This window comes from Gordonibacter faecis (assembly GCF_030077735.1).
Taxonomy (GTDB): Bacteria; Actinomycetota; Coriobacteriia; order Coriobacteriales; family Eggerthellaceae; genus Gordonibacter; species Gordonibacter faecis.
On sequence record NZ_JASJEU010000018.1, the window covers coordinates 19,413 to 46,281 of the forward strand.

A 26,869-nucleotide genomic window follows, 5' to 3' on the forward strand; every position below is an offset into this window, starting at 1 on the left:
ACACCTCCCCTACAGCGTTTCCGGTGCCAGAGACACAATCTTCATGTACTTCTTGTCGCGCAGCTCGCGAGCGACGGGCCCGAAGATACGGGTGCCGCGCGGAGCTCCATCGTTGTTGATAAGCACGCAGGCGTTCTGGTCGAACTTAATATAGCTGCCGTCGGCGCGACGAACTTCCTTCTTCACGCGCACGACGACGCAGCGCACGACTTCGCCTTTTTTGACGTTGCCGTTCGGCATTGCTTCCTTCACGCTGCAGATGATCACGTCACCGAGGCCCGCGTAACGGCGCTTGGAGCCGCCGAGGACCTTGATGCACTGCACCTTGCGAGCGCCGGAGTTGTCGGCCACTGCGAGCATGGTTTGCATCTGAATCATTGCTGTAACCTAACTTTCCTCTGACGAGCATGCATGCGAACACGCAGGCTATTTGGCCTTTTCCACGATCTCGATCAGACGCCAACGCTTCATCTTGGACAGCGGACGCGTCTCCATGATGCGCACGGTATCCCCAACGCCGGCTTCGTTGTTCTCGTCGTGGGCGTGGAACTTCTTCGTGGTGGTCATCATCTTGCCATACACCGGGTGCGGCTTGCGCTCTTTGACCTGCACGACGCACGTCTTATCGTTCACAGCGCTCACCACGACGCCCTGGCGGACCTTGCGGGAGTTACGATCTTCACTCATGTGTGTATACCTTCCTTATCCGCGCTCTAGGCGTTCAGCTCGCGGGCGCGCATCTCGGTTTGGATGCGAGCGATTTCCTTCTTAACCTGACCCACGCGGGCGGTGTTATCGAGCTGGCTCGTGGCCATCTGGAAGCGCAGATTGAAAAGCTCCGCGCGCGCTTCTTTGAGTTTCGCCTGCAAATCGTCGGCAGAAAGCTCACGGATCTCTGCTGCTTTCATTTATTCCTGCCCTTCCGTTTCCTTGGAAACAATCTTGCACTTGATGGGCAACTTGTTGATGGCGAGACGGAGCGCTTCTTTGGCGGTCTCCTCGTCGACACCGGCGATCTCGAACATGATGCGGCCGGGCTTCACCACGGCGACCCAAGCCTCGGGGTTGCCCTTACCGGAACCCATGCGGGTTTCAGCAGGCTTTTGCGTGATGGGCTTGTCAGGGAAGATGGTAATCCACACCTTACCGCCACGCTTCATGTGACGGGTCATGGCAATACGAGCAGCTTCGATCTGACGGTTGGTGATCCAGTGGGATTCAAGAGCCTGGATGCCCCACTCGCCGTGATTCAGACGGGTGCCACCCTTGGCCTTGCCCTTCATGGAGCCACGCTGCACCTTGCGGTGCTTAACGCGCTTAGGTACGAGCATTTACTTCGCCCCCCTCTCGTTGCGGTCGTTGCGACGGGAACGGCTCGGACGGGAGCTACCCTCAAGCGCCGGCTGAGGCGCCTTCTGGCCGGGGAGCACTTCTCCGTGATACACCCACACCTGCACGCCGATGGAGCCCATCGTCGTGGCAGCGGTGGCGAAGCCGTAGTCGATCTTCGCGCGCAGCGTGTGCAGCGGCACGCGGCCTTCGCGATACCACTCGCGACGGCTCATCTCCGCGCCGCCCAGGCGGCCGGAGCACTGGATACGGATGCCCTTGGCGCCCGACTTGCGAGCGGACTGGACAGCCTTGCGCATGGCGCGACGGAAGGCCACGCGGCCCTCGAGCTGCTCAGCGACGGACTGCGCGATGAGCGCGGCGTCAAGCTCGGGGCGCTTCACCTCAACGACCTCGATGGAGACAGGGCCGTTGGCCACTTTCTCCAACTTCTTGCGAAGCGAGTCGATCTCGGCTCCCTTCTTGCCGATGACGACACCCGGGCGGGCCGTGGTGACGATGACCTTGATTTTGTCGCCAGCGCGCTCGATCTCAACCTTGGAGACGGCGGCACGGGCGAGGTACTTGTCCAAAAACTTCCTGATGGCCAAGTCGTTTGCCAGGTTCTTAGCGTAATCCTTGTCGGCGTACCAGCGGCTGCGCCATTCCTCGGTGATGCCAAGGCGGAACCCGGTGGGGCTTACTTTCTGACCCATGCGGCTTATGCCTCCTCTCGCGGTGCAACGATGATCGTGATGTGGCTCGTGCGCTTACGGATGCGCGACGCGGAGCCCTTGGCGCGCGGACGGATGCGCTTGAGCGTGGGGCCTTCGTCAACGAAGGCGGCCTTCACGATGAGCGACTCCGGGCGCACGTGGTGCTGGTGCTCAGCGTTCGCCACGGCGGAGTTCAGCGTCTTCTCGACGGCCTCCGCGACACCGCGGTTCGTGAACGCGAGGATCTCGCGGGCCTGGATCACGGACTTACCGCGAACCTGATCGACTACGATACGCGCCTTGCGGGGCGAAACGCGGACATAGCGTGCAATAGCTTTAGCTTCCATTGTTCACCCCTTCTTATCGCTTGCCCTTGTCGGCGGAGTGACCCTTAAACGTGCGGGTCGGGGCGAATTCGCCCAGCTTGTGGCCGACCATGGATTCGGTGACGTATACCGGCACGTGCTTGCGGCCATCATGCACAGCGATGGTGTGGCCCACCATCTCCGGGAAGATGGTGCTGGCGCGCGACCAGGTCTTAACGACGTTCTTCTCGCCCGCAGCGTTCATCTTCTCGATACGATCAAGAAGCCGCGGCTCGACGAAAGGACCCTTCTTCAAACTTCTACTCACTATTACTCCTTAACGTGCTCGCGCTACTTCTTGCGACGGCGGATGATCAAGCGGCTCGAAGCCTTCTTGGGATTGCGGGTACGATGGCCCTTCGTGGGAACGCCCCACGGGGTGACCGGGTGACGACCAGCGGACTTGTTCTTGCCCTCGCCGCCGCCGTGCGGGTGGTCGACCGGGTTCATAACGGTACCGCGGACGCTCGGGCGGATGCCCTTCCAGCGGTTGCGGCCCGCTTTACCCACCTTGATGTTGGCATGCTCGGCGTTGCCGACCTCGCCCACCGTGGCGCGGCACGTGATGAGCACGCGGCGCATCTCGGAGGACGGCATGCGCAGGATGGCGTAGTCGCCTTCCTTACCCATGAGCTGGATGCTGGTGCCAGCGGAACGCGCGATAGCGGCGCCCTTGCCCGGCTTCAGTTCCACAGCGTGAATGAGCGTACCAACGGGAATGTTGGCCAGCGGCAGAGCGTTGCCCGGCTTGATGTCGGCGTCAACGCCGCTCATGACCGTGTCGCCCACACGCAGACCCTTCGGGTGCAGGATGTAGCGCTTCTCGCCATCGGCATAGTGCAGAAGGGCGATGCGAGCCGAGCGGTTCGGGTCGTACTCGATGGTAGCGACCTTCGCGGGCACGCCGTCCTTGTTGCGCTTGAAGTCGATGATGCGGTAGCGGCGCTTGTTGCCGCCGCCCTGATGGCGCGTAGTGATACGGCCATTGTTGTTGCGACCCGCCTTGTTCGACAGCGGCGCAAGCAGAGACTTCTCCGGCTTGTCCGTTGTAACTTCGGCGAAGTCCGAGACCGTTTGGAAGCGTCGGCCCGGGCTTGTCGGCTTGTACTGTTTGACTCCCATTACTGTCCTTTCTTTGGATCTTTGCTCGCACGCCTCTCCGTACCCCAAAGACCCCTTGTCGCTTCGTGGATCCCGATTGCCGCTGCGCCCTGGGGAGGCTTGACGCAGGCGACGCCGGTTTGCCACGCGTCCGGGTGTATCCATGCATGACCAGACGCAACCGAGAATTATAAACCCCTCGAAGTCATCTATCAAGAGTAGATTTATCCACACAACTTGCGCACAAGTTGAGAGGGGGGTGCGGAGGGGGAACGCTTCTCCCCCTCTTCCCTCTTCCTTACACTATTTATATATGGTTGCGGCGCTTGTTGGGGCGTGGCTTGGCGGAGCGGGAGTTGGACGGAGTTTTTGTTCCGTCTTTTTTGGGCTTGGTGGGCTTTCCGCCTGGGGTTTTGCTTTTGGGTTTTGGCTTGCTTGGGCGGGGGGCGGCGGCTTTGCCGGTGGCTTTTTGGTGGGTTGAGGTGTCGCGGGTTTTCGCGTTGGCGGGTTTTTGTGGGCGGATGAGGCACTCGGGGCCATAGCCTATGAGGTCGGTGCGGCCGGCTTTGCGCAGAGCCTCCTGCACGAGGGCGCGGTTCTTGGGATCGCGGTATTGGATGAGCGCGCGCTGGAGCGCTTTTTCGTGCGGGTTTTTGGGCACGTAGACGGGCTGCATCGTGCGCGGGTCCACGCCGGTGGCGTACATAACCGTGGACATGGTAGAGGGCGTGGGGTAGAAATCCTGCACCTGCTCGGGCATATAACCGAGGTCGCGGCAGTATTCGGCCAGCTCAATAGCTTCGTCGAGCGTGGAGCCGGGGTGCGAGGACATCAGGTAGGGCACGAGGTACTGCTTCTTGCCCAGCTTTTCGTTGGCTTGCTCGTATTTCTGTACGAATCGCTGGTAGATGAAGTTGCGCGGCTTGCCCATGTAGGCCAGCACGGCGTCGGACACGTGCTCGGGCGCCACCTTCAGCTGGCCGCTCACGTGGTGCTTGCATAGCTCGTTGATAAATTCATCACCGTGCGCTTTGTCGGCGAGCGCGTAGTCGAAGCGGATACCCGAGCGCACGAACACCTTCTTCACGCCGGGTAGCGCGCGCAGGCGACGCAGAAGAACCAGGTAGTCGGCGTGGTCGGCCTCAAGCTGGCGGCACGGGTCGGGGAACAGACAGCGCTTGTGCGAGCACGCGCCGCGCGTGAGTTGCTTGGCACACGCCGGCGCGCGGAAGTTCGCCGTGGGGCCGCCCACGTCGTGGATGTAGCCCTTGAAGTTTGGCTCGTCGATGATGTGCTGCGCTTCCGCCACCAGCGAGTCGTGACTGCGCGCCTGCACGATGCGCCCCTGATGGAACGTGAGCGCGCAAAACGAGCACTCGCCGAAGCAGCCGCGACTGCTGGTGAGGCTGAACTTCACCTCTTTGAGGGCGGGCACTCCCCCTGCCTCTTCGTACATCGGGTGATACGTGCGCGTGAATGGCAGGCGATAGACGGCATCCAGTTCCGCTTGCGAAAGCGGCTCGGATGGCGGGTTCTGCACGACGAATTCGTGGTCGGAATAGGGCTCTACCAGGCGCTTTCCGGTGAAGGGGTCGCTGTTTTCGTACTGCACGTTGAAGCTGCGCGCATACGCCAGCGGGTCGGCTTGCATCTCGGGGAACGAAGGCAGCGTGACGGCATCGTAGACGTGTTCGAGCGAGCGGGCGCGGTAGGCCGTGCCGTTGATGAACGTGAGGTCCTCGATGGCAAGCCCCGCCGCCAGCGCGTCGGCTATCTCCACGATGGAGTGCTCCCCCATGCCGTAGGACACCAGATCGGCGTTCGAATCTAGCAGGATGGAGCGCTTGAGCTTGTCCGCCCAGTAGTCGTAGTGGGCAAGCCTTCGCAGGCTGGCCTCGATGCCGCCCAGCACGATGGGCGTGCGCTTGAACGTGCGGCGGATGAGGTTCGCGTACACCACGGCCGCGTGATCAGGCCGCATGCCGGACGCGCCGCCCGGGGAGTAGGCATCCTCGCGGCGGTGCTTTTTCGCCACGGTGTAGTGATTCACCATGGAGTCCATGTTGCCGGCCGACACGAGGAAGGCCAAGCGCGGCTCGCTGAGGGCCGCAATGCTGGCGCTGTCGCGCCAGTCGGGCTGAGCGATGACGCCCACCTTGTAGCCGTGGGCCTCCAAAAGGCGCGTGATGATGGCCATGCCGAACGAGGGGTGATCGACGTACGCGTCGCCCGACACGTACACGAAATCGAGCTGGTCCCAGCCCCGCGCTTCCATATCGGCGCGGCTAACCGGCAGAAATCCCTCGCTCATGTGGCTCCCTTGTGTTCATGCCCGCACGGGCGGCGGGCGTCTTGACGTTCTGCCATCCTAGCGGAAAAGGAGGGCCGTCGCCACCCGGTCGACCGGAGCCACACGATCCGGCAACGGATTGGCGCGAAAGGGCGCGAACGCGGCGCACCTTCCCTACACTGAGCGCCGAGGTGATACACATGATGGTACAAACATACAGCCATTGGCGCGACACGTGTTTCGCGCTGCATGCATTATCCCAGATGATGGGCAAGACGAAGCTGGCCTGCCTGCCGCTTGAACCCGAGTGGGCGCAAGTGACGCTCAAGCCCGCGGCGGGCGGGTTCTCGACCGGGTTCATTCCGCACGGCTCCGACGGCTTTGAGGTGGAACTTTTGCTGGAAGACCCACAGGTGCGCTCCGTGGCAGCCACGGGCGAGGAAGCGTCGTTTGCGCTGTGCGGCGGGCTTTCAGTGGCCGACTACTACGAGCGCTACTCGTTGATGCTGGAGGCAATAGGCCACCCGGTTGACATTAACCCCACGCCGCAGGAGATGCCAGTACGCGCGCCCTTCTTCGCGCAGACGCAGCCGTTGACGTTCGATGCCGCGGCGGCGAAGAACTACTACGAGCAGTGTTTGCTCGCGCAGGTGACTCTGCTTGACTTCACGGCGGGGTTCCGCGGGAAGAAGACGGGGCCGGCCCTGTACTGGGGCACGTTCGACCTGACCAGCGTGCTGTTTTCCGGCAAGCCGTGCCCGTACGAGGGCGACGGCGGCTACGTGGAGCGCGTGGCGCTTGACGAGCAGTGCATGGAATTTGGCTTTTGGCCGGGCGACGAGACCTTCGACGACCCGGCGTTCTTCGTACTGGTGTACCCGTTTTTGGGCGCGTCCGCACCGCGCGTGGAGGTGCCAGGCGCCTTCTTCGACGAGAAGGGCGCGAAGTACGTGCTGCGCCTTGAGGATGTGCTGCACGCGGATGATCCGAAGAGCCTCGTCATGCGCTTCTTCCACGACGTGTTTGTGGAAGCCTCGGCGCTGCAGCGGTGGGAGCGGTTTGACTGGTTGACGCGGCCGCTGCCGCGGTAGCGGCGCGCGGCGCCGAAGTGCGGGCGTGGCGCTGGGGCGGGCCGGACGCTACTGTGGCATGAGGACGCGCAGGGCGGCGGGTTCGACCGCTACGTCAAAGCTGCGCGACTCGATGGGTTCGCCGTCCATCTGGGCGGGCGGTGCCTCATCGAACTCCACGTGCAGTTTGCGTATGCGGAGCAATTCGATTTGCTTGAAGCCCGTGTGACACCCGAACTTTGCCGCCAGGAAGATGACAGCCGCGCGGAAAATGGTGACCGGCGGATGGGCGATGCAAATGTCCAGAAGTCCGTCGTCGATGCGGGCGTCCGGACAGATGCGGAAGCCGCCGCCGTAGGTGGGACCCACTTGCACGGCGAACATGATAGACTCCCCCGCCACGGGCGCGCCGCCGTCGAACGAAGCCCGGTACGGGCGGGCGAACAGGTGATGAAGCAGCTGGTCAACGCCCGCCTCGGCGTACAGGATGGTGCCAGTGCGACCCGTGCGCTTGCGGCGCTCCACGGTGTCGAGTGCGATGGCAGCATCGAGGCCGAACGAGAGTGTTTCCACGAAGTAGTGGCCGTTGACGGTGCCGACGTCGGCCGGGTGCGCCTCGGCGGTAAGCAGTTGAGCCACGGCCTTGTCGACGTCGGTCGACATACCGAGTGTGCGTGCGTAATCGTTGCCCGAGCCAACCGGCACGATGCCGAACTGGGGCCGCGCTTCGGCGGCCAGGCGCATGAGGCCGTTCGCCACCTCGTGAATAACCCCGTCGCCGCCAAGCGCGAGTACCGTGCGATAGTCGCTGGCCGCGGCGGTCAGGTCAACGGCATGGTGCGGGCGCTTGGTGAACTCGACCGCAAGCGCGTCGTCGCCGAGAGCCGCGCGCAAGAGATCCGCCGCGCGTTCAGCCGCAACAGCCCCCCGGCCATTCTGCGCAGCCGGATTCGCAATAAGCAAAGTCTTTCCCAGCAGGGTAGGCATTTCGTTCTCTTTCACCAAACAAAGTAAACACCACCCCCCATTATACCCCCTGCCAAAACCACCCCACCACGAGCACGCTTCCGCAACTAAAGTGTGACGCGCTTACGCGCTACCGATTACGCCAAAAGCACCCCGCATCAAGTGTGTCACTTCTATTGTGACCTCAATCTCCCCATGCCAGCTGATGGCGGCATGGGGAGGTTTTTGTTTAAGCGGGTCTCACTTGGAAGGTGAGGCGGGCTAGGTCGGTTATGAGGCCGTCGCCTACGTAGGTATAGGTGGCTTCAGCTGGGGCGTTCATCTGGATTGACAGGTTCAGCGTGCCGGGAGTACTGGCGCTGGTAGACGCGGGAAGCGTGAAGCCGGTGGGCTTTGTGGCTCCGAAAGTCAGCGACGTTGAGGTGTCGGGGTCGACGGCGTCTTTCACCACTATCTTTGTTTTGTCAAGCGAGACCGCGTCAATCAGTTGTTCAGCAGCACCCATTTTGGTGCATGAGATTGTGCTTACCGCAAGCGGGACCGCAGAGTATGACTTGACCTGCGCAAGCGCGGGCTGGATGGCACCTGAGGCATCAAGCACCATGACCGCAGAAGTGGGCGCATCGAAGCTGATGCGCATCACTAACTTGCCGTAGAGTACCGTATCAGCCGACACCGAGGCTGAACCATCGGCATCGAAGATAAAGCGCGTGGTACACTCGGGATCCTTGTACCAGCCGTCGAAGCCGTAGCCGTAGGGCGCAGGAGCCGCCGGTGCGCGGAAGGTTCCGGTAGCGTCGGTGACTATCGTAGTGAAGTCATTCCAGTTCAGCGTTGGGCTAGCAACCTCATCAGCCGACACCACGCGCGTCTTGAACGACACTTTCTTAAACCCCTCCGGCAACAAATCATTTTTGCTCACAAGCTTGCGGTGGTGCTTCTGCAGCCAGTATTCCGATGTCGCAGCCGCATTGCTTCCGGCAACAACCGAGAGCGCCGCTAAGTCTCCACCGGCGTAAAAAGTTATGAGCGGATTGCTAGCCGTATGGTCGTTCGTCGTAAACAGTGGCTTCGCATGATCAACCTTATCTTCAAGCCCGGTAAGCACAAAAGAAGATGGTAGTGAGGTAAGACTGTAGCAGTCCTTAAACAGGTGTGAAACATCAGTCAACACAGAAGGATTTTCAAATTTGAAGCCCTCAGGCAAAGACGAAAGCGACCTGCAATGTTCGAACATACTTGCAGCATTTTGCATCGACCCCGGAATCTTGAAGGAAGATGGAAGGGAGGTAAGAGACGAGCACGCATAAAACAGACCCGGAGCTTCCGTTGCATTTTCCGGGATCTTAAAGCTCTCTGGCAAGCTTTTTAAGCTAACACAATTGCTCAGCATCCAACCAACATCGGTTACTGTTTCGGGAATGGAAAAACCAGCAGGAAGAGACTCGATTCCACTAAACTCTAGCATTGCATAGACATTATTTACAGAAGAAGGGAGAGTAAAGCCTGATGGAAGCTGCTTGAGGCTTGCGCAATGGCGAAACATGCTTCGCAGGTTCTCAGCACCGTTAGGAATAGCGAAGTCGGAGGGAAGAGTCACGAGCGCAGAGCAGTTGTGGAACATTCTCCAAAGGTCCTTAGTTCCTTCCGGAATGAAGATTCCCGTTCCATCGACAAGCTGGGGCATTTCACAGAACCAAGCGAGCAAACTGGATGTTTTTATATTTTCATCCATTACTACTCTTTTTACTGAAGATCGTAGAGGGCCCCAATAGTTAAGATAAGCAGGAGAATCAACAGAGTCGTGCCATAACGGCGCAATAACTTCTCCCGGAGCATTCCAGATGGACAGCGTGCCGTCGGTGGTGAGGTGCCAACCGGCGATGGTGGGGTCGGTGTTGGCGGCATCGCTCTCAGTAGGCAGCGCGCCGGAAGCGGTGGCGTAGGCGCCATAGAGTGCGTAAGGCTCCTTGGTCAGGCCGTTCTCGGCAAGGCTCTTCGTGAAGTCGAACAGCTTGGTGCAGGTGGGATCGGTGTACCAGCCAGCGAAAGCTTTGCCGTCCACTGGCGGCGCGGCGAGTTCGGCTACCATGCCGCCTTCGGCCGACAGTGCTTTGGTCCAGGGTGTGTCACCATAGGTTCCGTCCGCACCTGACAGGAAGAATGAAACGTAGCTGCGGTTGCTGGGCACCGCACTTACCAAGTCACGGTGGTAGGTGGTGCGCCAATAGGCCGCCGCGTCGGCAACGTCCGCACTCACCTTGAGGTTCTCGATGTTGCCGGCATAGTAGGTGACCAGGGGGTTCTCGCCGTAGATGCCAGCGTCCAGTGCGAACATGGTGTCCTTGCCCGAAGCGGTGACGTTCCTCAAATCGAGGGAAGCAGGTAGTGAAGTGAGTGAGATGCAACCTGAGAACATCTGTCTTACATTGGTAGCCGTATTAGGAATGGTGAAACCTTCCGGCAGCGCAGTTAGAGAGGTGCAGTTGATGAACATGCTATACATGATCGCATTGCCTTCAACCAACCGGAAGTTATTCGACAGCGACGTGAGCTGCGCGCACCCTTCGAACATAAGCGATACGTCTTTCAGCCGATCATGCAGAACAAAGCTTTCGGGCACACTGGTGAGTGCCGTGTATTTGAACATCTGATCGGCCTTAGTTACGAACTCAGGAATAGTGAATCCTTCTGGCAACCACGATAGCTTATTACACTCACCAAATAGGCAGTGCCAGTTTGTGCAGGTCTCGGGAAACCGAAGGTCGAAGCCATCCGGAATCCTGTCTAACTGCGTACACCTGAAGAAGAGCCAGACTGCCGCCGTTGTCTCACCGGGAATGCGTACTCCACTTATGTCACGCAGGTTATCCATGCGTTGGAACCAGGCATTGATGTTGTATGCCCGCAGGTTGTCAGACATAAGAATACTCTTCACGTCTCCACGATGAGCACCCCAGTGTTGGGTCATTGAAATATCGGTATATTCCCACGACCACCCTAGATTCTGAATTTTGCCGTCGCCCAAGATCATGAGGGTGCCGTCGTTGGTGATTTGCCACCACGCTTCGCCCGTGTCGGGGTCCACGGGCAGCTGGCCTTCTCCCACCGCTTTGTCGCGGCCACCGTAAATGAAGCGCTTGCCGTAGACGGTGACATCGCTGGTGGCGGGAGTGGCGAAGTCGAAGGGTTCGAGGCAATCGGGGTCGGCGGACCAGCCGGTGAAGCCCTTTTCGGATTGCAGTTCGGCCAGTTGCGGCACGATGCCAGCGGCATCGGTGAGCACGGTGGCGTAGGTTTTCCAGGTGCCGTCGTCGTTTGCCAACTTGTAGGTTACTTTGTGGCCGCGGCCAGCGGGGTCGGTGATGAGCACGCGGTTTTGGCTTGCCCAGTCGAAGGTAAGGACTGCCTCGTTGGTACCGGAGTAGTACGTGGGCAGCGGTGTTGTGGTAGTGGCAGGGTCCACGTAGAAGGGAGGAAATGCGCTCGTCGCGTCGTTGGCAGCAATATCCGCTGGGAAGTCAAAGCTTTCCGGGAAATACGTGAGTTTATTGCAGCCGTTAAACATAAACTGCATGCCCCGATCGGTGTCGGTGGCAGCGTCGTGGCCGAACTGGATATCAGCAGGTACAGAGAAACCCTCCGGCAGTGCGCTGAGCTGGGAACAATCGAGGAAGAGGCCCGTTACGTTCACCCCACCAGAGGGGATAGTGAATCCATCTGGAAGGGAGGTTACCTTTGTGTTCTGGAACAAAAAGCTGGCGTTTTTGATGCTGCTTGGCAGCAGGAAGCCATCAGGTATCTGTTGGATCGGGTTGTTCCTGAGCAGGCACTGTGCCGATTGCAAAGTTGAGGGTAGGGTGAAGCTTGCCGGAAGCGAAGTCAAGCGAGCATCGGCAAATAGATAGCTTGCGTCGAGCGAGCCTGCGGGCAGCGAAAGCCCCTCCGGCAGTGAGGTAAGCGAGTTGTCGCCCTGGAACATGCCCTTGAGACTAGTGGCGCTCTGGGGCAGGTGACCTTGGCTAAAGTCCGTAAGATTGGTCATATTCCGAAACCAGTAATCGGTCGCTTCGGCGTTAAAGGAGGGCTGCATGGCAATGGCGTTCACATTGACACGGAAAACGCCCCAGTATTCAGAAACGGCTGGTGTGGTGGAGAAATCTCCGAAGATATCCTTCCATCCGAAGTCGGCTACCTTGCCGGTGCCGCGCAGGTAGAGAGTGACTTTTCTACCTTCCGACCCCTCCACCTTTCCGAGTGACCACCAGGCAGAGCCCTGGTTGTCTACCGTGGGTAGGGCTCCTGAGCTGGTAGCGGTGTTGCCGGTAGCCGCAGCGGCGTAACGGCCATAGAGTTGGTAGGTGCCGTCGGCGGCTGCTTCGACGCCGTTTTCAACCAGCGACTTTCCGAAGTCGTAGCGCTGCTTGCAGTCTTGGTCGGTGTACCAGAGTGTGAACACCTGGCCCACGCGTGCGGGAGCGGCAGGTTCGGGCATGAGGCCGGAGGCGTTCGGCACAAAGGCAGTAACGGTTTCCCACTGATCAGGCGCTGTGGCGGAGGGCACTTGGAACTGCACTTGACCGGTGGTGCTCGGCGTGACAAGGACGCGGTTTTGGGCAGTCCACCAGGCAGTCCCCTTCCCAGTGAGCGCAGTGTCGGTGCCTGCATAATAGAGCGGGAGCGGCGAACCAGCATTGGAGCACGCAAACATCGCTCCCGTGTTGGTGGATTCGGGCATGGTGAAGTTCTTCGGCAGTGAGGTGAGGCTAGAACATTCGTAGAACATGCTGGTCATATTGAGGCCCGTCGCCTCCGTAGGAATGGCGAAGTTCTCAGGAAGGCACTCTAGCGAGCGGCATTCATACAGCAAGTAGTCAATACGCTCCGCCCCCTTCGGGATGGTGAAACGCGCAGGTAGTTCCCGGATGCCAGCACGCTGGAACATAGCCTGACAACTGCCGGTGAGGGTGTCTGGGAGCACCACGCCGTCGGGCAGATATTCCAAGCTGTAACATTGGGCAAACATGCCTTGGGCAACGGTCAATTTCGAGTTGGCAGGGATGGCGAAACTGCTGGGCAGCGTTTTGAGCGCGAAACAGTCGATGAACATGTTGAGCGTTGTTTCCACACTTGCCGGTATGGTGAAGCCCTCAGGCAGGCTGGTGAGTTTTTGGCAGTTGGCGAACAAACGATCAACCGAGGTCACGCCTTCGGGGATGAATACACCTGACGCGTCTACAAGTTCCGTCATGTTCATGAACCAAAGAGCCATACTTTCGGCTTTGAGACCGGGGGTCATGACGACCTTTTTGACCAGAGGACGCAGGTCTCCCCAGTAGCCGCTTTGATTCTGGTCAGAATCGTTGTTGCGGTACCAGCCCAGGTCTTTGATGACGCGGCCGGGGGTGCAGCTGATGTCGAGAACGCCGTTTTCGAGTTTCCAGGAAGCAAGGCTCTCGTCCGAGACGTCAGTATTGGAGTTTGCACCTTCTGCGTAGCTAGGTAGCGCGCCGCTCGAAGGGGCCACTGTGACTGTCGTTTGGCCTGTGGCGAGCACCGTTCCGTTTTCGCCTGCATTCGCGCCGATGTAGACCATGCTTGCCGTAGCAGTAAACGTACCCGGTGCCTGTGTGATCGGAGCGATGTTCAAGATGCGACCGTCGGCGGAAGGCGTGAACGTGGCCAGTTTCTCCGCGCCTTCCGAGTACGTCCAGCGAACTTCGATGTTATTCGCGAACAGAGAATCCTCCGGAATGGAAAGATTCGTGGAAAGCGTGGTTGCTCCCCCGTCGCTCGGCACGCCATACGAAGCCGGAAGGCCCACGTCATGCTTGATGGTCGTGCCTTCGTTGCCTTCCCAGGCGGCAGGATCGCTACAGTAGATTGCCACGTTAGTCATTGACACCCCGTTCCAGGGCGAGGTAAGAGCAGCTGAGTCTATCTGCTGGCTACCCGCCGGAGGAAGACAAAGGATTTCGGACCCGCGGTATCCTCTGAATGCTGAGTGCAATACCTCGGTTACGCTTGACGGAAGCACTACGCCCTGGATACCTTCCCTATCTTTGATGGAACTGTCTTCGATTCGCTGAGTGCCTGATGACACTTCAAAAAGCTGGTCATGGCGGGTGCCGGTATCGATAAGGCTTGTTCCATCTTTGGAGTACAGCGCACCGTCTACAAGTTTGTAAAGGGAATTGCTGCCAAGCTCGATAGTTTCCAACGTATAGCAGCCCACAAAGAGAGCGGCGAGCCTTGCATTGTTAGCCGACATGCCTTTGATGGTATCGGGCAGAACCACTTTGCGCAGGTTACTGCACAGCTCAAAGCAGAGCACACCCATGTATTCAACCGAAGGGGGAACGGTGAACTCTTGCAGGTTGTCGCAATCGCGGAAGGCTGAGACCCTGAGGTCCTGGACACCTGGCATGACGGGAGTCTCGGACAGGCCGGACTGGTTAAACGCCAGCGACTCAATGATTTTGACCGTTTCGGGAAGCGTTATGCACCGCAAGTTACTGCAGCCGGCAAATCCACTGCTTGTGACGCTGGTGACGGTATAAGTGGTGTCGTTATTTGTCACTTGATCAGGTACAACGACGGAGCCTTCTGGCTTTTTTGCGGCGTCAGCCGAGGCACCGACAGACACTTCGTAGGTGTTGGTAGACGCGTCGGCCTTGGTGATGGTGTATCTGAACCAGGTGCCATCTTTGCCTTGCTCGAAGGGGTCGTTGGCCGCAAGGGGCGTTATGTCGTTGGTTGTTTGTGCGGCAGTGGGTGCGGGTGTTTGCTGTTCGAAGGTGGTGCCGAGCAATGGGTTGGGTGCGACGGATGAGAGGTTCATGGTGCCGGTGAGCATTTGGGGAGTTTCGGCGGGGTTGGAGGTGGAGGTTGTGGGCTCGTTGGTGGGAGCTTCGAGCGATTCGGGCGTGGTGGTGTCGGTTACGGGCATCCCGGGAGTCTCGGGTGCCGGGACAGTTACCTCGACTGTGCGGGTGGCGCGCGCGAGTTCTTGGGCGTCGAGGGTGAGGGTTGCGGTGACCTCGGAGGTGCCGGGGGCTTTGGCGGTGACCTGGGCGGTTTGGTCTACGGAGAGCGGGGTGGCGGCGTAGGAGAAGGTGAGGTCTGTGGGCTCGGGCGACTCGCAGAGGGCACCTTCGAAGAGGTTGGCTTGCTGGCCTACCTCAAGTTGCAGGGGCTCTTCGGGAAGAGTGAGGCCGTAGGGCATGAGGTGGTTGTTGTTGGCGAGAAGGCCCAGGTTCCAGGGGTAAGTGCCTTCCGCGCTGTACGGGCAGTAGACGGAGAGGTTCGCGCAGCCGGCGAGGGCGTCGTCGGCTACCTCGGGGGTGCCCGGGGCGACGATGCGGGTGAGCGCCTCGCAGTTTGCGAAGGCGCGCGGGCCTATGGTTGCGATGCTGGCGGGAAGCCACACGTATGTGAGAGCGGTGGCTTCGAAGGCGCGTTCGCCGATAGTTTGCAGCGCGGCGGGGAGTTCGACGCTTGCGAGGTTGGCACAGCCGGCGAAGGCGGCTTCGCCGATGGTGGCAACGGCGGCCGGAAGGTTCACCGTTTCGAGCGCTGCGCGGTTTGCGAACGCGTTGGGAGCGATGGTGCTCACACGGTAAGACACGCCGCTGATCTCAGCGGATGCGGGGATTTCCAGATGTGCGGCAGGATCTTCTGCACCTTCCCAGGCAACAGCGAGGGTGTAGTCAGCCAGCAGGGTGAACACGAAGCCGCTGGCGGACGCCTGGGAGTCAGTGGTTTCCGGACGCGCGGTTGCGCCGGGCTGAGCGGGCTCGGCGAAATGCCGGAAGCCGGCCACTTCCCAGACGGCCTTGCGCGCGGCGTAGTCCTCCCCTGCCGGAAGCGCCACGGTGGCGGCTGCCTTGGTTTCGTCGGCGAAGGCCGTGGGGTCGATGGTGCGCACGGTGCCGAGGGGGGTCACGGACGCGAGGTTCGCGCACCCGGCGAGGGCCTGCGGGCCGATGACCTCGGTCTCGGCGGGCAGCACGAGGGCCGTGCCAATGCCGGCCGGGCAGAACACGAGCGTTGTGAGGTCGCCGGTGTAGAGCGCGCCGCCGAAGGTTGCGAAGGCGGGAGTGGAGGCGGTTGAGCCTGCGGGTTCGCCCTCCCCTGCAGCGGCGCGTTCGCCAGCAGTGGCGTCAGCGCGGTCGCCGCCTTCCCCACTTTCACCATCGTTCGAGGTCACGGCCACGGACGTCACGCCCGCGCAGCCCGCGAACGCCTGGGGCGACACATCAGTTGCGCTGGCAGGCAGCACAGCCACGCCGCGCTTGCCCTCAGGACAGCGCACGAGCTTCGCGCCCGCCTTGTCGAACAGCATTCCGTCGAGGGAGCTGAAGTGCTCACTTGCGGCCGCCACCTCAATGGACGCAAGCGACGGGCAGCCGTCGAAGGCGTCGGGCGCTACGTCGCGCACGGAGGCCGGCAGCGTGACCGACGTGGCATCGGCGCACGTAGCCAGGGCGTGCGAACCTACGGCCACCACGGCGAAGGTGTCGTTTCCGCCGGTCACCGTTGAGGGCACGGCGATATCGCCCGCCGGGGCCGCAGAGGCTGCGCCCACCAGCTTCACGCTAGTGCCGTTCGCCAGCACCTCATACTTCAAGCCGTCGCGCACGATGATGCCCGCCACGGCCGGGGCATCGTCGCCCGCAAGCGTCACCTTGCCGGCGATCTGGCCGGAAGGGGTGAGGGTGGCGGAGGCGTCGCCGGGTGCCGACGCAGGCACCGACCCCGTGGTCGGCGTGCCGGATATTGCCTGTTCAATCGGCACTTTCTCGGAAAGCTGCGCGCGGTTTTCCGTACCAGAATCTGTCGGATTTTCCGCAGCGCCTTCCCCTTCCCCACCACCTGTAGGCTGGTTGGGGTTCGCGGCAGACTCGCCATCCGGCTGCGACTGCGACTGTGCAGAGGTGCCCGCTTGGCCGCCTCCCGTTGCTGTGTTCTGAGTGGTTTGCGCGCCTGTGGCCGGGCCGTTCGCCGCGTAGGCGAGCTGCGCCGTAGCGCCGTCCATGAAGATAGTCGTCGACAGGACGCACGACAATAAAAGCGCGCACGCCGTCCTGCCGACCCGTGAAGGTCGGATTTCCCGTTGCATTGTTCTGTCCCTTTACTCCTGTTAGTGCATTTCCCGATGCTGCACTAGCCCTGAGCGTCGCATTTCCCGTACGACGTGGCCCTCAAGGCTTCCTCAGGGCGCTGCATTTCCCGTACAGCGTACCTCCCCGAGGCTATGCCAATGTGCGGCATATAATCCGCATAGTAGCACGCGCCGGCGGTTTGTGAAGGGCGTGCGGAAGAACCCTGTTCTCGGGAAAGCCGAGAAAGCGCGGACCAAGAGGCGACAAAACCGCAGGTAGAATATATCCCTCTGGAGAATCATGGAGAATTCGGGCGACTTTGCGGGAATTCATATTTTCTTCATACTTTATGATTGCGCTTATATAGTGCATCACGTGCGGAAACATGCTAAAATACCAAGTGCGATGCTCCCACCCATGGGCATCGTCTATGGCTAAGGTCGGGCTGTCCTCATCAGCAGCCCGACCGTTTTTGTTTCTTGGGTTCTTTGGTAACACCCCCCATTCTGGCACGAGTTCCACAACAAAAGGCCGCCTTCCCGTTCGGGAGGCGGCCTCTTGGTTGTGAGTTACGTCACAGCGGCCCTACCCTATCCCAGGCCAACCGTCCATTGGAGGCGGGCTACGTCTTCTATGGGGGTTTCGCTGTAGTTGACCTGGGCGTTGCCCAGATCGAGGGTGAAATCTCCCTGTGCAGTGCCGGGATCGGCGTAGCCGGTTGCTGCGGAGAGCGACACCGACAGCGGCAGGGTTCCGCCGTCCAGCTTCAGCTTGCCCTCATACCCGAGGTTGATCAGGGCTTTCACGGCATCGCGATCGGCCGGGCGCGGCAGTAGCGCCGTGGCTCCCGTGCCATAGCCGGACGTCACGCCACTCACGGACACGGCGGCTGGCGTGTAGGACGCAAATGTCAGCCCCGCCTTGGACACGGTGCCCGCCGCATCAATGGACACCTCCACGCCCAGCGGCACCTGGTAGCGCAGCAACACAGGGCCGAATTTGCCGTACACCGTGGCATCTTCCGACAGCGCGGCGCCAAAGTTGAACGGCTGCATGCACGCCGGGTCGCGATACCAGCCTACGAACGGGTAGCCGAAACGCGAGGGGTTCTTGGGACTCACCACCAGCCCGTCGGCGCTGGTCAGCGCAGAAGCATAGGTCACCCACTTGCCCGGCTTCGCCTCGTCGGGCGTGAGGAAGGTCACCAGGTGCACACCCTCAGGCAGCGGGTTGTTGGGGTCGTTCGCTACTACCAGCTTGCGGTTCTGGCCCTGCCACGCGAAGCTGCGCACGGCTGAGGATTCCGGCCCGGCGAAATACGTCAGCGTGTCAGGGTTCGTCGCCATGAACGGTTCCGTCGACTTGTTCGCCACGTCCAGCGGGAAGTCGAACGAACTCGGCAACACCGTGAGCGCGTCACAGCCCGCAAACATACGCTCCATGCCACCTACCACCAGGTCGGATGCGGACGGCGGCACCTTGAAGCCCTCCGGTAGCGTCGCCAGCGAGGTGCAATCCGCGAACATGTACGAGCAATCGGCTACGGCATCGGTCACACTGAACTCTTCCGGAAGGGACACCAGCGCCGAGCATTCCGAAAACATATACTTCATCTGGGATGTTTTGTTACCCAGCTTGAAACCGGCCGGCAGCGACGCCAGATTTTGACACCCCGAGAACATCCACGAGACGCTGGTGGTGGAATGCGGCACGGTGAATCCATCCGGCAGCGCTGTGATGCCACTGCCGCCAAACATCGCGTACGCGGTGGTCACCGTGTCGGAAAGCGCGAAGCCCTCTGGCAGCGTTTTCAGCGCAGTGCAGTGGCGGAACATGCCCTTCACCGACTTAATGCCCGATGGCACCGTGAAGCCCGCGGGGAGCGATTCCAGCGAAGTGCAGTCGTTGAACAGCATGGTAAGCGACGCCGTACCCGTGGGAACGAAGATGCCGTTTGCGCTTGTGAGCTGGGTCATTCCAGCAAACCAGTAGTCGAGTGATACCACCCTGAGCGAGGCATCCATATCCACCGACCTCACCAAACCCCGCACAGGGCCCCAGAAGCCTTGAGTGTAGGTGTCCTCACTTTGGTACAGCCTGTCAATGATGCTACCCTCGGCGCACGTGAGGTGCAGCACGCCGTCGGCGGTAAGTTCCCACGCGCCTTCAGTTCCGGCTACGCCGTTGCGCGTGGTAGGCAACACATCAGAAGAGCGGTAGTAGCGGCCGTACAGGGTGCTCACGGGGTTGGGCGCGGTTTCTTCTTGATCGGTGATGCTTTTCGCGAAATTGAACGGCTGCGTGAGAGCGCTATCAAGATACCAGCCGATGAACGCGTGGCCCTCGGCCACGGGAGCGGTCGGCTCGATGAGCAGGCCGTTCTCGCCCGCCACCTGCTTCTGGAGGGTTTTGGTGAAAGCGCCCTCGGCATCCGGCAGCAGGAAGGACACCGCGCGCTCCGCGGGCACTGCGGTGACGATCTCGCGATTCCACTGCGGCCAGTTGGCGTACTGCACAACGTTGCTTGAGGAAGGGCCGCCGAAGTACGTCTTAGTCATGGCGTCGCAGTAGAACGTCGAGGTTCCGCCCTGATTCGCCTGGTCAATCGGGAAGGTGAAGCTATCGGGCAACGAGGTGAGCGAAGTGCACCCATAGAATATGCCCTCCATGCTGCCCACGTTGTTCGGGACGTAGAAACCCTCCGGCAGCGCCGCGAGTTTCCGGCAGTTTCCAAACATGTAGCCTACTTCGATCTTCGACACCTTGCCGTCCGGAATGCGAAACCCAGCTGGAAGAGAGGTCAGCTCAGCACACCCGCTGAACAGCGAGGTAGCAGTTTCCAGACTATCGGGCAGCGTGAAGTTCTCCGGCAGCGTGGCTAATTTCGTGTCCATAAACATGCTACCCGCCCATTTCACGCTGGATGGCAGGGTGAAGGCGGACGGCAGCGCCTCAAGCGAGCGGGCGCCATTGAACAGCGAAGTTGCGTCTTCCACCTTGCTTGGTAGCGAGAAGCTGGGCGACACCAGGGTAAACGCGTCTGAGTTGTAGAAAAGGTTGTGCACGTCGGTGCACTCCTCGGGCACGAACACGTCTGTGACATCGGTCAAAAGCGGCATGCGTTCGAACCATGCGCGCATGCTTTGCGTGCGCAGGCTCGGATCCATGTGCACGCTGGTCACCTGGCCGCGCAAGGGGCCCCAGAAGCCCTGATTGGTGGTGTCGAGACTGTCCCATAAAGGGGTCACCAGGCCATCGGCCACCACATCGAGGGAAAGCGAGCCATCGGCGGGGTTAAACGTCCAGGTGACTTCGCCCTCGTTGTTGAGCGTGGGCAGCGTTCCGGAGTACGCCGCATACTTGGCGTACAGGGGGAAGTCGCTGGTCACCGGCTGCGTGAAGTCGTACGGTTCGCCCGTAAGCTCCGAGTTCGCATACCACGCCTCGAACACCTGCCCCGGCTTCACCGGGTCGGCGGGACGCGCCACAGCCTCCCCCGCCACCACCTGCGCCGTCGACGTGGCGGGCACGCCACCCTTCGAGTCAAACGTCACCGTATGCAGCACCGTCCCGCCCTCGCCATTCACGTGCAGGTTCAGCACGGGGTTGGGGTAAGCCTTCTTGTAAGCCTCCCACGTGGACTTGCGGTCAGGCGATGCCAGGTACACGTCAATAGGACCAGGGACATTGGAGAACACTGAGTTCCCAATATCAGTAACATTCCCCTGCACATAAAGGGTTTTCAGATTCGTATCTGCGAACGTAAACTGACCTATACTACTCAGATTCGCAGGTAGCACTATACTTTCGAGAGACGTGCTGCCAGAAAAGACATTATGGTGAATGCTTTTCAGGGAAGCTGGTAGATACACGGTCTTCAACTTCGGGCAAAAGGTCATTGCATTCATGTATATCTCGGTAACCGAGTCGGGCAGCGCCACAGCTTCCAAATTTTCGCAATATCCAAACGTTGTGTCCTCAATGACTTTAATAGTGCTTCCCTCTTCGAATGTAACACTAACCAGGGAATCACAGTTATAGAACACTGTGCGACCTATTTGTTTAACGGATGCAGGCACGCACAACTGCTTGATCCTTGTCGCTTCGAAAGCATCAGAACCAATAGTTTTAAGCAAGCCATTCTCGGCAAAATAGATATCCTCAAGCGTAGAATCCTTGAAGGCCTGCGCACCAATTACTTCCAATGCGGTGGGGAATTTAACTGAACGAATGGAGGCTTTCATGAATCCTTGGAGTGCAATCTCCTTCACCGGATAGGAGCGGCCGCCGTATTCGGCGGTTTCCGGAATGACCACGTCACTAGTCAGACGCTCCGGGTCTCTGGCTGCAATTGACAAGCTTTCCCCATCGCTGCGCATGCGGAAGATAAAATCGCCCTGCTCAACATTCTGCGACCACGAGGCGTAGAGCGGCAGATTACGCTGAACAGGCGTGGCGAAATCCCAGCGGTTCACCAAAGCTTGTTCGGTATACCAACCATCCACCGAATAGCCCGGACGCGCCGGAACGGCCGGAACAGGAACGGTGTCCCCTGCAGCCACCTGGTACTCCAATACGGTGTCCGCATCATCGTTCACGTGGAACTGCACCGTGTAGAAGGCCGACTGGAAGATGATGTGATCGTTTGGCACTCCAGAACCGAAGCCCTCCCAACGCGTTTTCTGTTCCGCAGACGGCACATACACTCGGAGGGTATCCGCCGGTGCTCCTAAGAAAACGCCAGCTGGTTCAGCAGGTGTAATTTTACCTTTTATGATGACTGTTTCGAGCGACGCGCATCCATAAAACAAGCGACGCTCAAGAGTAGCTACGCTTTTACCCAGCACAATCGTCTTGAGCGCAAAGACGCTCGCGAAGGCTTCTTGCCCGATTGTGGTCACCTTGTCTGGTATATTCAAATACGTGAGAGATGAGCTATTGGCAAAGCACGAATATCCAATGCTTACCAGATTACTGGGGAGAGTAACGCTGGTCAGGGCGCGGTCGGCCGCGAAAGCAACTCCGTCGATGATCAGGGATGGACTGCCTTCTTCGAACGTGACAGACGTTAGCCCTGCACAACGAGAGAACCCGTTAAGTGCCACCCTTGTCACCGCATAGGTTACACCATCATAGGGGACCGAAGCGGGAATTGTTAGGTTACCCTCGGGGCCGTCGGGTTCAAGCGAACTTTTCGACACCATCACCGTGCCCTCGCGCCCCTCATGGGTGAGCACGACGTAGTGCAGCATCTGACCGCTCGGAGCCACCAGGTCGAACTCTTTGATACTCCACTTCGCGAAGAGTGTGGTGTCCGCCGTTACCGTGTCGGAGTTAAAATCCCAGGCGTTAAGGTAACTTTCCTCCTTGTACCACCCGCCAAAAGTATAGCCCGCACGAGTGGGGTCGGTCGGTTCAGTGAGTTTGGTGCCGTCTGCGACCGTGAGTTTTTCAACTGCCGAGCCGCCGCTGGTTTGGAAGGTGACCTCATGGGTAATCTGCGTCCACTTCGCGTGAAGCGTAGTGTTTTTGGTTACAGTATCATTCTCAAACGACCAGGCGTTTTGACATTCCGGCTCTTTAAACCATCCGCCAAAAATATATCCATCCTTACTGGGATCACCGGGTTTGATGAGTTTGGTGCCGTGCTCGACGGTGAGTCCTTCGATGGCTGAGCCGCCATTGGTTTGGTATGTGACGTTGTAGGTGTTTTTCTTCCATTGGGCGTAGAGATGGACTTCACCGCTTTCGGCCAGGGGACGTGCAAGCGTTGCGCCGTTCGCGTAGGAAGTTCCTGTGCCGCCCGCTTCAGTGGTCCAGTGGTCGAACGTCCACCCTTCGCGTTGGAACGAGTTGGGAGCAAGCGAAGGCGAAGCCGCGTCGTACTTCAAACTTTGACTGGTCGTAGCCGTGTTGTCCCCGTAGTTCGCGTGGTAAACGATGTTGTAGGTGTTCGCTTGCCAGACGGCAAATAGTCTAAACACCGCATCTTGAGTGTTTTCCAAATTGAGTACTGGAGCCTTGTCAGCGTACTCAACTTTCGGGTCAGAAATGGTCTTTGACCATCCTGCAAACGTATACCCTTTTCTCGAAAAGGGATTGGGAGCAAGGTTTTCCTGTTTGTCGTAGGTAAGGGTTTGCGTTGTGGTCATATCATAGCCATCGCTCGTAATTCCACCCGCAGGAGCAAAATAGACGTTATAGGTGATTGGCGTCCAATAAGCGGTGACGTTGATCCAGCGCTCTTCCCCACTGTCCGTAACTACCTGAGTGACAACATTTGGTTTTATGGCATGCTGACCAGAATTTCCCGTGACAAACTTAGTGCCATCTGTGTGATACCACCCATCGAATATATACCCCGCTCTTGGTGCTGGGTCAGGGATCAATCCCGCAAAGGGATTGTTAAGCATCCAAAAGTATTCTCCACTGTCAAGAATACTTGCATTTGTATCAAGTGAAACAGGAGCAAGTTGAGGGCTTCCGCCATTCATGTCGAAAAAAACTCGCCAGGTATGAACACCTTCGGCCGTTCCTCCCCAACCATATAACTCAATTTCCGACATCTCAGCGGCTGGCAACACTTCCACCGGGCGGCTCGCGCGAGCGAGTTCTTGACCATCAAGGAAAAGGGTTACTGTTACTTCTGAGCTACCTTTTGCCTTGCCGGCTGCGGTGCCGTCGGAGGCAACAGATAGGGGTGCGGCGGCGTAGGAGAAAGACAACTCGCAGCCTTCGGGGGCTTCGCAGATTCCTCCTTCGAAGAGGTTGGCTTGTTGACCGACCTCCAACTGAAGGGGTTCTTCGGGGAGGGTCAGGCCGTAGGGCAGCAGGTGGTTGTTGTTGGCCAAGAGGCCCAGGTTCCAGGGGTAGGTGCCATCTTCGTTATAGGGGCAGTAGATGGAGACGTTTGTGCAGGTGGCGAGGGCGTCTTCGGCTACTTGGGGCTCGCCGAGAGACACCACGCGGGTGAGGCTCTCGCAGGCGGCGAAGGCGCGCGGGCCTATGGTTGCGACGCTGGCGGGCAGCCACACGTCCGTGAGGGCGGTGGCTTCGAAGGCACGCTCGCCGATGACCTGCAGGCCGTCGGGAAATTCGACGCTTGCCAGGTTGGCACAGCCGGCGAAGGCAGCCTCGCCAAGAGAGGTCACGGTGGCCGGCAGCTTCACGCTAGCAAGCGAGGCGCGGTTCGCGAAGGCGTTTGCGGCCACGGTGCTCACGCGGTACGACACGCCGTTGATCTCGGCGGACGTGGGAATCTCTACCTCGGCGGCGGGATCTTCCGCACCTTCCCAGGCAACCGCAAGGGTGTAATCATCAAGCAAGGTGAACGCGAGGCCGCTAGCGGCGTTGGGGTTCTCGGTGTCGGAGCCGTTGGCGTGCGGGCGCGTGGTCGCGCCGGGAGCGGCGGGTTCGGCAAAGTGCTGGAAGCCCGCCTTCTCCCACACGGCCTTGCGCGCGGCGTAGTCCTCTCCCGCTGGCAGCGCCACCACAGCGGACGTCTTGGCTTCGTCGGCGAACGCGGTGGGGTCGATTTCGCGCACCGTGCCCAGAGCAGTGATGGACGCGAGGTTCTTACAACCCGCCAGCGCATCCGTGCCGATGCTTTCCGTTTCCGCAGGCAGAACCACTGCCGCGCCCGCGGCCGGCGGGCACACGAGCAGCGTCTTCAAGTCGCTGCTAAACAGCATCCCATCGTGCGTTGAGAGTGCGGCGCCGCCGTCCCCTACGCGGACGGACGATAACCTCGGGCATCGGGAAAAAGCCGAGGCGGGGACAGTACTCGTCCGACCAGGGATAACGGCGGCGCCCTCCTTGTCCTCGGGAATGGACAGGAGTTGCGAGAGGTCTTTGGTGAACAGCATGTCGTCGTGCGAGGCGAAGGTTTCGCTCGTGGAGCTGACGGTGATGGATGCGAGCGAGGTGCAGCCGGTGAAGGCGTCGGTGTCGACTTCGCGCACGGCGGCGGGCAGCGACACGGAGGTGAGTTCCGGGCAGCGTGCGAAGGCGCGCGGGCCGATGGCGACCACGTCGTAGGTGGTGGTGCCACTGGTGACAAGCGCGGGCAGCGCCAGGTCGCCCGTGGGCGGCGTGGCGGAGGCGTCCGTGAGTTTGACGGAGGTGCCGTCGGCGCGCACTTCGAACACGAGGCCGTCGGCGACAATGGAAGTTATGGTGTCTGCGGCGCCCTCCGTTGGCAGCGGAACCGTGCCCGCCACCTGGCCCGACGCGGTGCCGGGGCCTGCGGTAGACGCGGAGGGGGCGTTGTTGTTTGTTGAAGGCTGCGGGTTGAGCTGCACCTGCTGGGTGAGTTGCCCACTGGTAGAGTTGCCTGAGTTTGGGGAGGAAGGTTCGCCGGAGTTCGTGGCGTTGCCGGGGGCTCCTGCGGTTCCGGATTCGCCGGCATTTCCAGCGTTGCCGGGGGTTCCCGTTCCGGCGTTGTCGGCATTGCCGGCGTTGCCTAACCCGCCAGCTTCGCCAGATACGCCACCATGGGCGTCGGAAGGATTGTTTTCTTCGCTTAGAGGCTTAAAATGCCCCCCCCCCCCGACAGGTTTTGGGTTTGGGAGGCGGGGTCGGCCGCAAAGGCACGACCCGAGGCGGCGCCCGCGGGCACCAACCCGGCCGACAGGGCTAGCGACAGCGCAAAAGCGCACGTCACCCTGCCGAACCGCGAGGTTCGGTTTTTACACATCTTCTTGTCCCTTTACTCCTCTGCGTCCCATTTCCCGATAGGACGCGTTTCCCGAGTAGCGCGCACCCCGAAAGGTGCGGCATGCCCGGCATCCTAGCACGCGCAAGCCGCGCGCGCAGAGCGCAAAGGAGCCCCCTCCCCCGCCACCAACCTGCCAAGAAACCCTCGTTACCGCAGGTAGAATATATTCCACACACTGTCGAAGAGGACTTTTGAGAAGCCCCTAATTCTCCACTATTTCTACATATAATCTGTGCATCAAGAAGTGAGATAGCCAACTAGGCAAATTGGCTTAACACGAATGAGTAATATGTTATTCATTTCCAACCACCACAACCATCGCGGCGAGTGATAATATGACTAAAATGGTCAAAGGAGAGCCGATTGAGTAAGCGCACCGAAAAAGTTGATATTGAATACATCAACTCCGAAGCGTATAGGTGCGCCTTCGATTTTTTCGAAGATGCGACGCTTGGAGATGTTATTTGCGAGGTAGCACGCGAAATGCTCAAGCATCGCACTGGTACCTCGCTGGAGGATTTTGCGGCAATAAGCATTAGTAAAAAACACGTTGTGACACGGCTTGTTTCTTCCAAAACGCATAACGAAGCAGTTCTAACAAATGAAAATAGACGCGCAATGAGTGTGGCTAAACGTGGTGACTTGGTAACGATTCACAACCATCCCGAAAACATGCCACCCAGCTCTGCTGATTTTCGTTTATGCCTCGTACGCTCCGTACGGTACGGCATTATTGCAGGTCACAATGGGAGCGTGGTTAGATATCGTATTGTAGATCGCGAAAAATTTCTGATGGCTGTCGAAAGTCGAACCATGAAAGAACTCGATGGATTCATACTTCGGAACGTGGTATATTACGGCACAAGGATTGGAGATGCTTATATTTCATCAATGCTTGAAAGGAGGTTTGGAGTATCTTATGAACGGATCGACACCTATGATGAATGAGTTTAGGGAAATTTTTGACGCGGATATGTTTGATTCGGAGGATAGCCTCCATCTTCCTGAACTCTCTTTGGAACAGACTGAAGGCCTTGAGCCTGATCCTGAACTTGTCGCCCTCATTGAAGAGGCACAAAAGGCTGTAGCTTAATTAACCAAGGAAACTAAAAGCCCACTTCGGTGGGCTTTTTTGGTATCTGACTCACTATCCGAAAGACATCATCTGACTAGCGATTTTCCGCAACACGATCGTATTATGACGCCTCCTTA

Annotated in this window: 15 protein-coding genes; 3 read left to right on the forward strand and 12 right to left on the reverse strand. The window is 59.5% G+C overall.

Annotation, left to right across the window (positions count from 1 at the left end; translation table 11 throughout):
• Positions 1-9 precede the first annotated feature (9 nt).
• From rplN to QNJ86_RS09090, 9 genes are all read right to left on the reverse strand, one after another.
• Positions 10-378, reverse strand: a complete 369-nt coding sequence (gene rplN, locus QNJ86_RS09050) for a 50S ribosomal protein L14 (protein ID WP_283832287.1) — start codon at positions 376-378, stop codon at positions 10-12.
• A gap of 48 nt (positions 379-426) precedes the next feature.
• A complete protein-coding gene (rpsQ, locus tag QNJ86_RS09055; protein ID WP_283832288.1) occupies positions 427-687 on the reverse strand; it encodes a 30S ribosomal protein S17 in 261 nt (86 codons plus the stop codon).
• Between the two features lie 26 nt (positions 688-713).
• Positions 714-908, reverse strand: a complete 195-nt coding sequence (gene rpmC / locus QNJ86_RS09060) for a 50S ribosomal protein L29 (protein ID WP_283832289.1) — start codon at positions 906-908, stop codon at positions 714-716.
• Complete coding sequence (rplP, locus tag QNJ86_RS09065) at positions 909-1,331, reverse strand: 50S ribosomal protein L16 (protein ID WP_283832290.1); 423 nt, start codon at positions 1,329-1,331, stop codon at positions 909-911.
• Entirely contained in the window at positions 1,332-2,045 is a 714-nt protein-coding gene (rpsC, locus tag QNJ86_RS09070) for a 30S ribosomal protein S3 (protein WP_283832291.1), read from the reverse strand.
• 5 nt (positions 2,046-2,050) lie between these two features.
• Positions 2,051-2,392 (reverse strand): 50S ribosomal protein L22, encoded by a 342-nt coding sequence (rplV, locus tag QNJ86_RS09075; RefSeq protein WP_283832292.1) that lies wholly within the window; start codon positions 2,390-2,392, stop codon positions 2,051-2,053.
• 13 nt (positions 2,393-2,405) lie between these two features.
• On the reverse strand, positions 2,406-2,678 hold the full coding sequence (gene rpsS, locus QNJ86_RS09080) for a 30S ribosomal protein S19 (protein WP_087192272.1): 273 nt from the start codon (positions 2,676-2,678) through the stop codon (positions 2,406-2,408).
• A 23-nt stretch (positions 2,679-2,701) separates the two neighbouring features.
• Positions 2,702-3,532: a 50S ribosomal protein L2 gene (rplB, locus tag QNJ86_RS09085; protein WP_283832293.1), complete on the reverse strand. Its 831-nt coding sequence runs from the start codon at positions 3,530-3,532 to the stop codon at positions 2,702-2,704.
• 286 nt (positions 3,533-3,818) lie between these two features.
• The gene (locus QNJ86_RS09090; protein ID WP_283832294.1) at positions 3,819-5,822 is read right to left on the reverse strand and encodes a YgiQ family radical SAM protein; all 2,004 of its coding nucleotides are present in this window, start codon (positions 5,820-5,822) and stop codon (positions 3,819-3,821) included.
• A 179-nt stretch (positions 5,823-6,001) separates the two neighbouring features.
• On the opposite strand from QNJ86_RS09090, the gene QNJ86_RS09095 reads away from it, so the two are divergent.
• Positions 6,002-6,892 (forward strand): DUF5996 family protein, encoded by an 891-nt coding sequence (locus QNJ86_RS09095; protein ID WP_283832295.1) that lies wholly within the window; start codon positions 6,002-6,004, stop codon positions 6,890-6,892.
• A gap of 48 nt (positions 6,893-6,940) precedes the next feature.
• Here the strand turns inward: QNJ86_RS09095 and QNJ86_RS09100 are convergent, their stop codons facing one another.
• From QNJ86_RS09100 to QNJ86_RS09110, 3 genes are all read right to left on the reverse strand, one after another.
• Complete coding sequence (locus QNJ86_RS09100) at positions 6,941-7,858, reverse strand: diacylglycerol/lipid kinase family protein (protein ID WP_283832296.1); 918 nt, start codon at positions 7,856-7,858, stop codon at positions 6,941-6,943.
• A 208-nt stretch (positions 7,859-8,066) separates the two neighbouring features.
• Entirely contained in the window at positions 8,067-16,874 is an 8,808-nt protein-coding gene (locus QNJ86_RS09105) for a leucine-rich repeat protein (RefSeq protein ID WP_283832297.1), read from the reverse strand.
• Positions 16,875-17,531: 657 nt separating this feature from the next.
• Positions 17,532-25,241 (reverse strand): leucine-rich repeat protein, encoded by a 7,710-nt coding sequence (locus QNJ86_RS09110; RefSeq protein WP_283832298.1) that lies wholly within the window; start codon positions 25,239-25,241, stop codon positions 17,532-17,534.
• Positions 25,242-26,020: 779 nt separating this feature from the next.
• Here QNJ86_RS09110 and QNJ86_RS09115 point away from each other — a divergent pair.
• Positions 26,021-26,605 carry a hypothetical protein gene (locus QNJ86_RS09115; protein WP_283832299.1) on the forward strand — a complete coding sequence of 195 codons (585 nt, stop codon included), beginning with the start codon at positions 26,021-26,023 and terminating at the stop codon, positions 26,603-26,605.
• A complete protein-coding gene (locus tag QNJ86_RS09120; protein ID WP_283832300.1) occupies positions 26,595-26,750 on the forward strand; it encodes a hypothetical protein in 156 nt (51 codons plus the stop codon). The genes QNJ86_RS09115 and QNJ86_RS09120 overlap by 11 nt, the downstream gene beginning before the upstream one ends.
• The last annotated feature ends 119 nt before the right edge of the window (positions 26,751-26,869 follow it).

What these genes read in the sequence shown, in the direction of transcription:
- rplN (WP_283832287.1), bottom strand. Translation starts at nt 378, where the DNA reads ATGATTCAGATGCAAACCATGCTCGCAGTGGCCGACAACTCCGGCGCT.
- rpsQ (WP_283832288.1), bottom strand. Translation starts at nt 687, where the DNA reads ATGAGTGAAGATCGTAACTCCCGCAAGGTCCGCCAGGGCGTCGTGGTG.
- rpmC (WP_283832289.1), bottom strand. Translation starts at nt 908, where the DNA reads ATGAAAGCAGCAGAGATCCGTGAGCTTTCTGCCGACGATTTGCAGGCG.
- rplP (WP_283832290.1), bottom strand. Translation starts at nt 1,331, where the DNA reads ATGCTCGTACCTAAGCGCGTTAAGCACCGCAAGGTGCAGCGTGGCTCC.
- rpsC (WP_283832291.1), bottom strand. Translation starts at nt 2,045, where the DNA reads ATGGGTCAGAAAGTAAGCCCCACCGGGTTCCGCCTTGGCATCACCGAG.
- rplV (WP_283832292.1), bottom strand. Translation starts at nt 2,392, where the DNA reads ATGGAAGCTAAAGCTATTGCACGCTATGTCCGCGTTTCGCCCCGCAAG.
- rplB (WP_283832293.1), bottom strand. Translation starts at nt 3,532, where the DNA reads ATGGGAGTCAAACAGTACAAGCCGACAAGCCCGGGCCGACGCTTCCAA.
- QNJ86_RS09090 (WP_283832294.1), bottom strand. Translation starts at nt 5,822, where the DNA reads ATGAGCGAGGGATTTCTGCCGGTTAGCCGCGCCGATATGGAAGCGCGG.
- QNJ86_RS09095 (WP_283832295.1), top strand. Translation starts at nt 6,002, where the DNA reads ATGATGGTACAAACATACAGCCATTGGCGCGACACGTGTTTCGCGCTG.
- QNJ86_RS09100 (WP_283832296.1), bottom strand. Translation starts at nt 7,858, where the DNA reads ATGCCTACCCTGCTGGGAAAGACTTTGCTTATTGCGAATCCGGCTGCG.
- QNJ86_RS09105 (WP_283832297.1), bottom strand. Translation starts at nt 16,874, where the DNA reads ATGGACGGCGCTACGGCGCAGCTCGCCTACGCGGCGAACGGCCCGGCC.
- QNJ86_RS09120 (WP_283832300.1), top strand. Translation starts at nt 26,595, where the DNA reads ATGATGAATGAGTTTAGGGAAATTTTTGACGCGGATATGTTTGATTCG.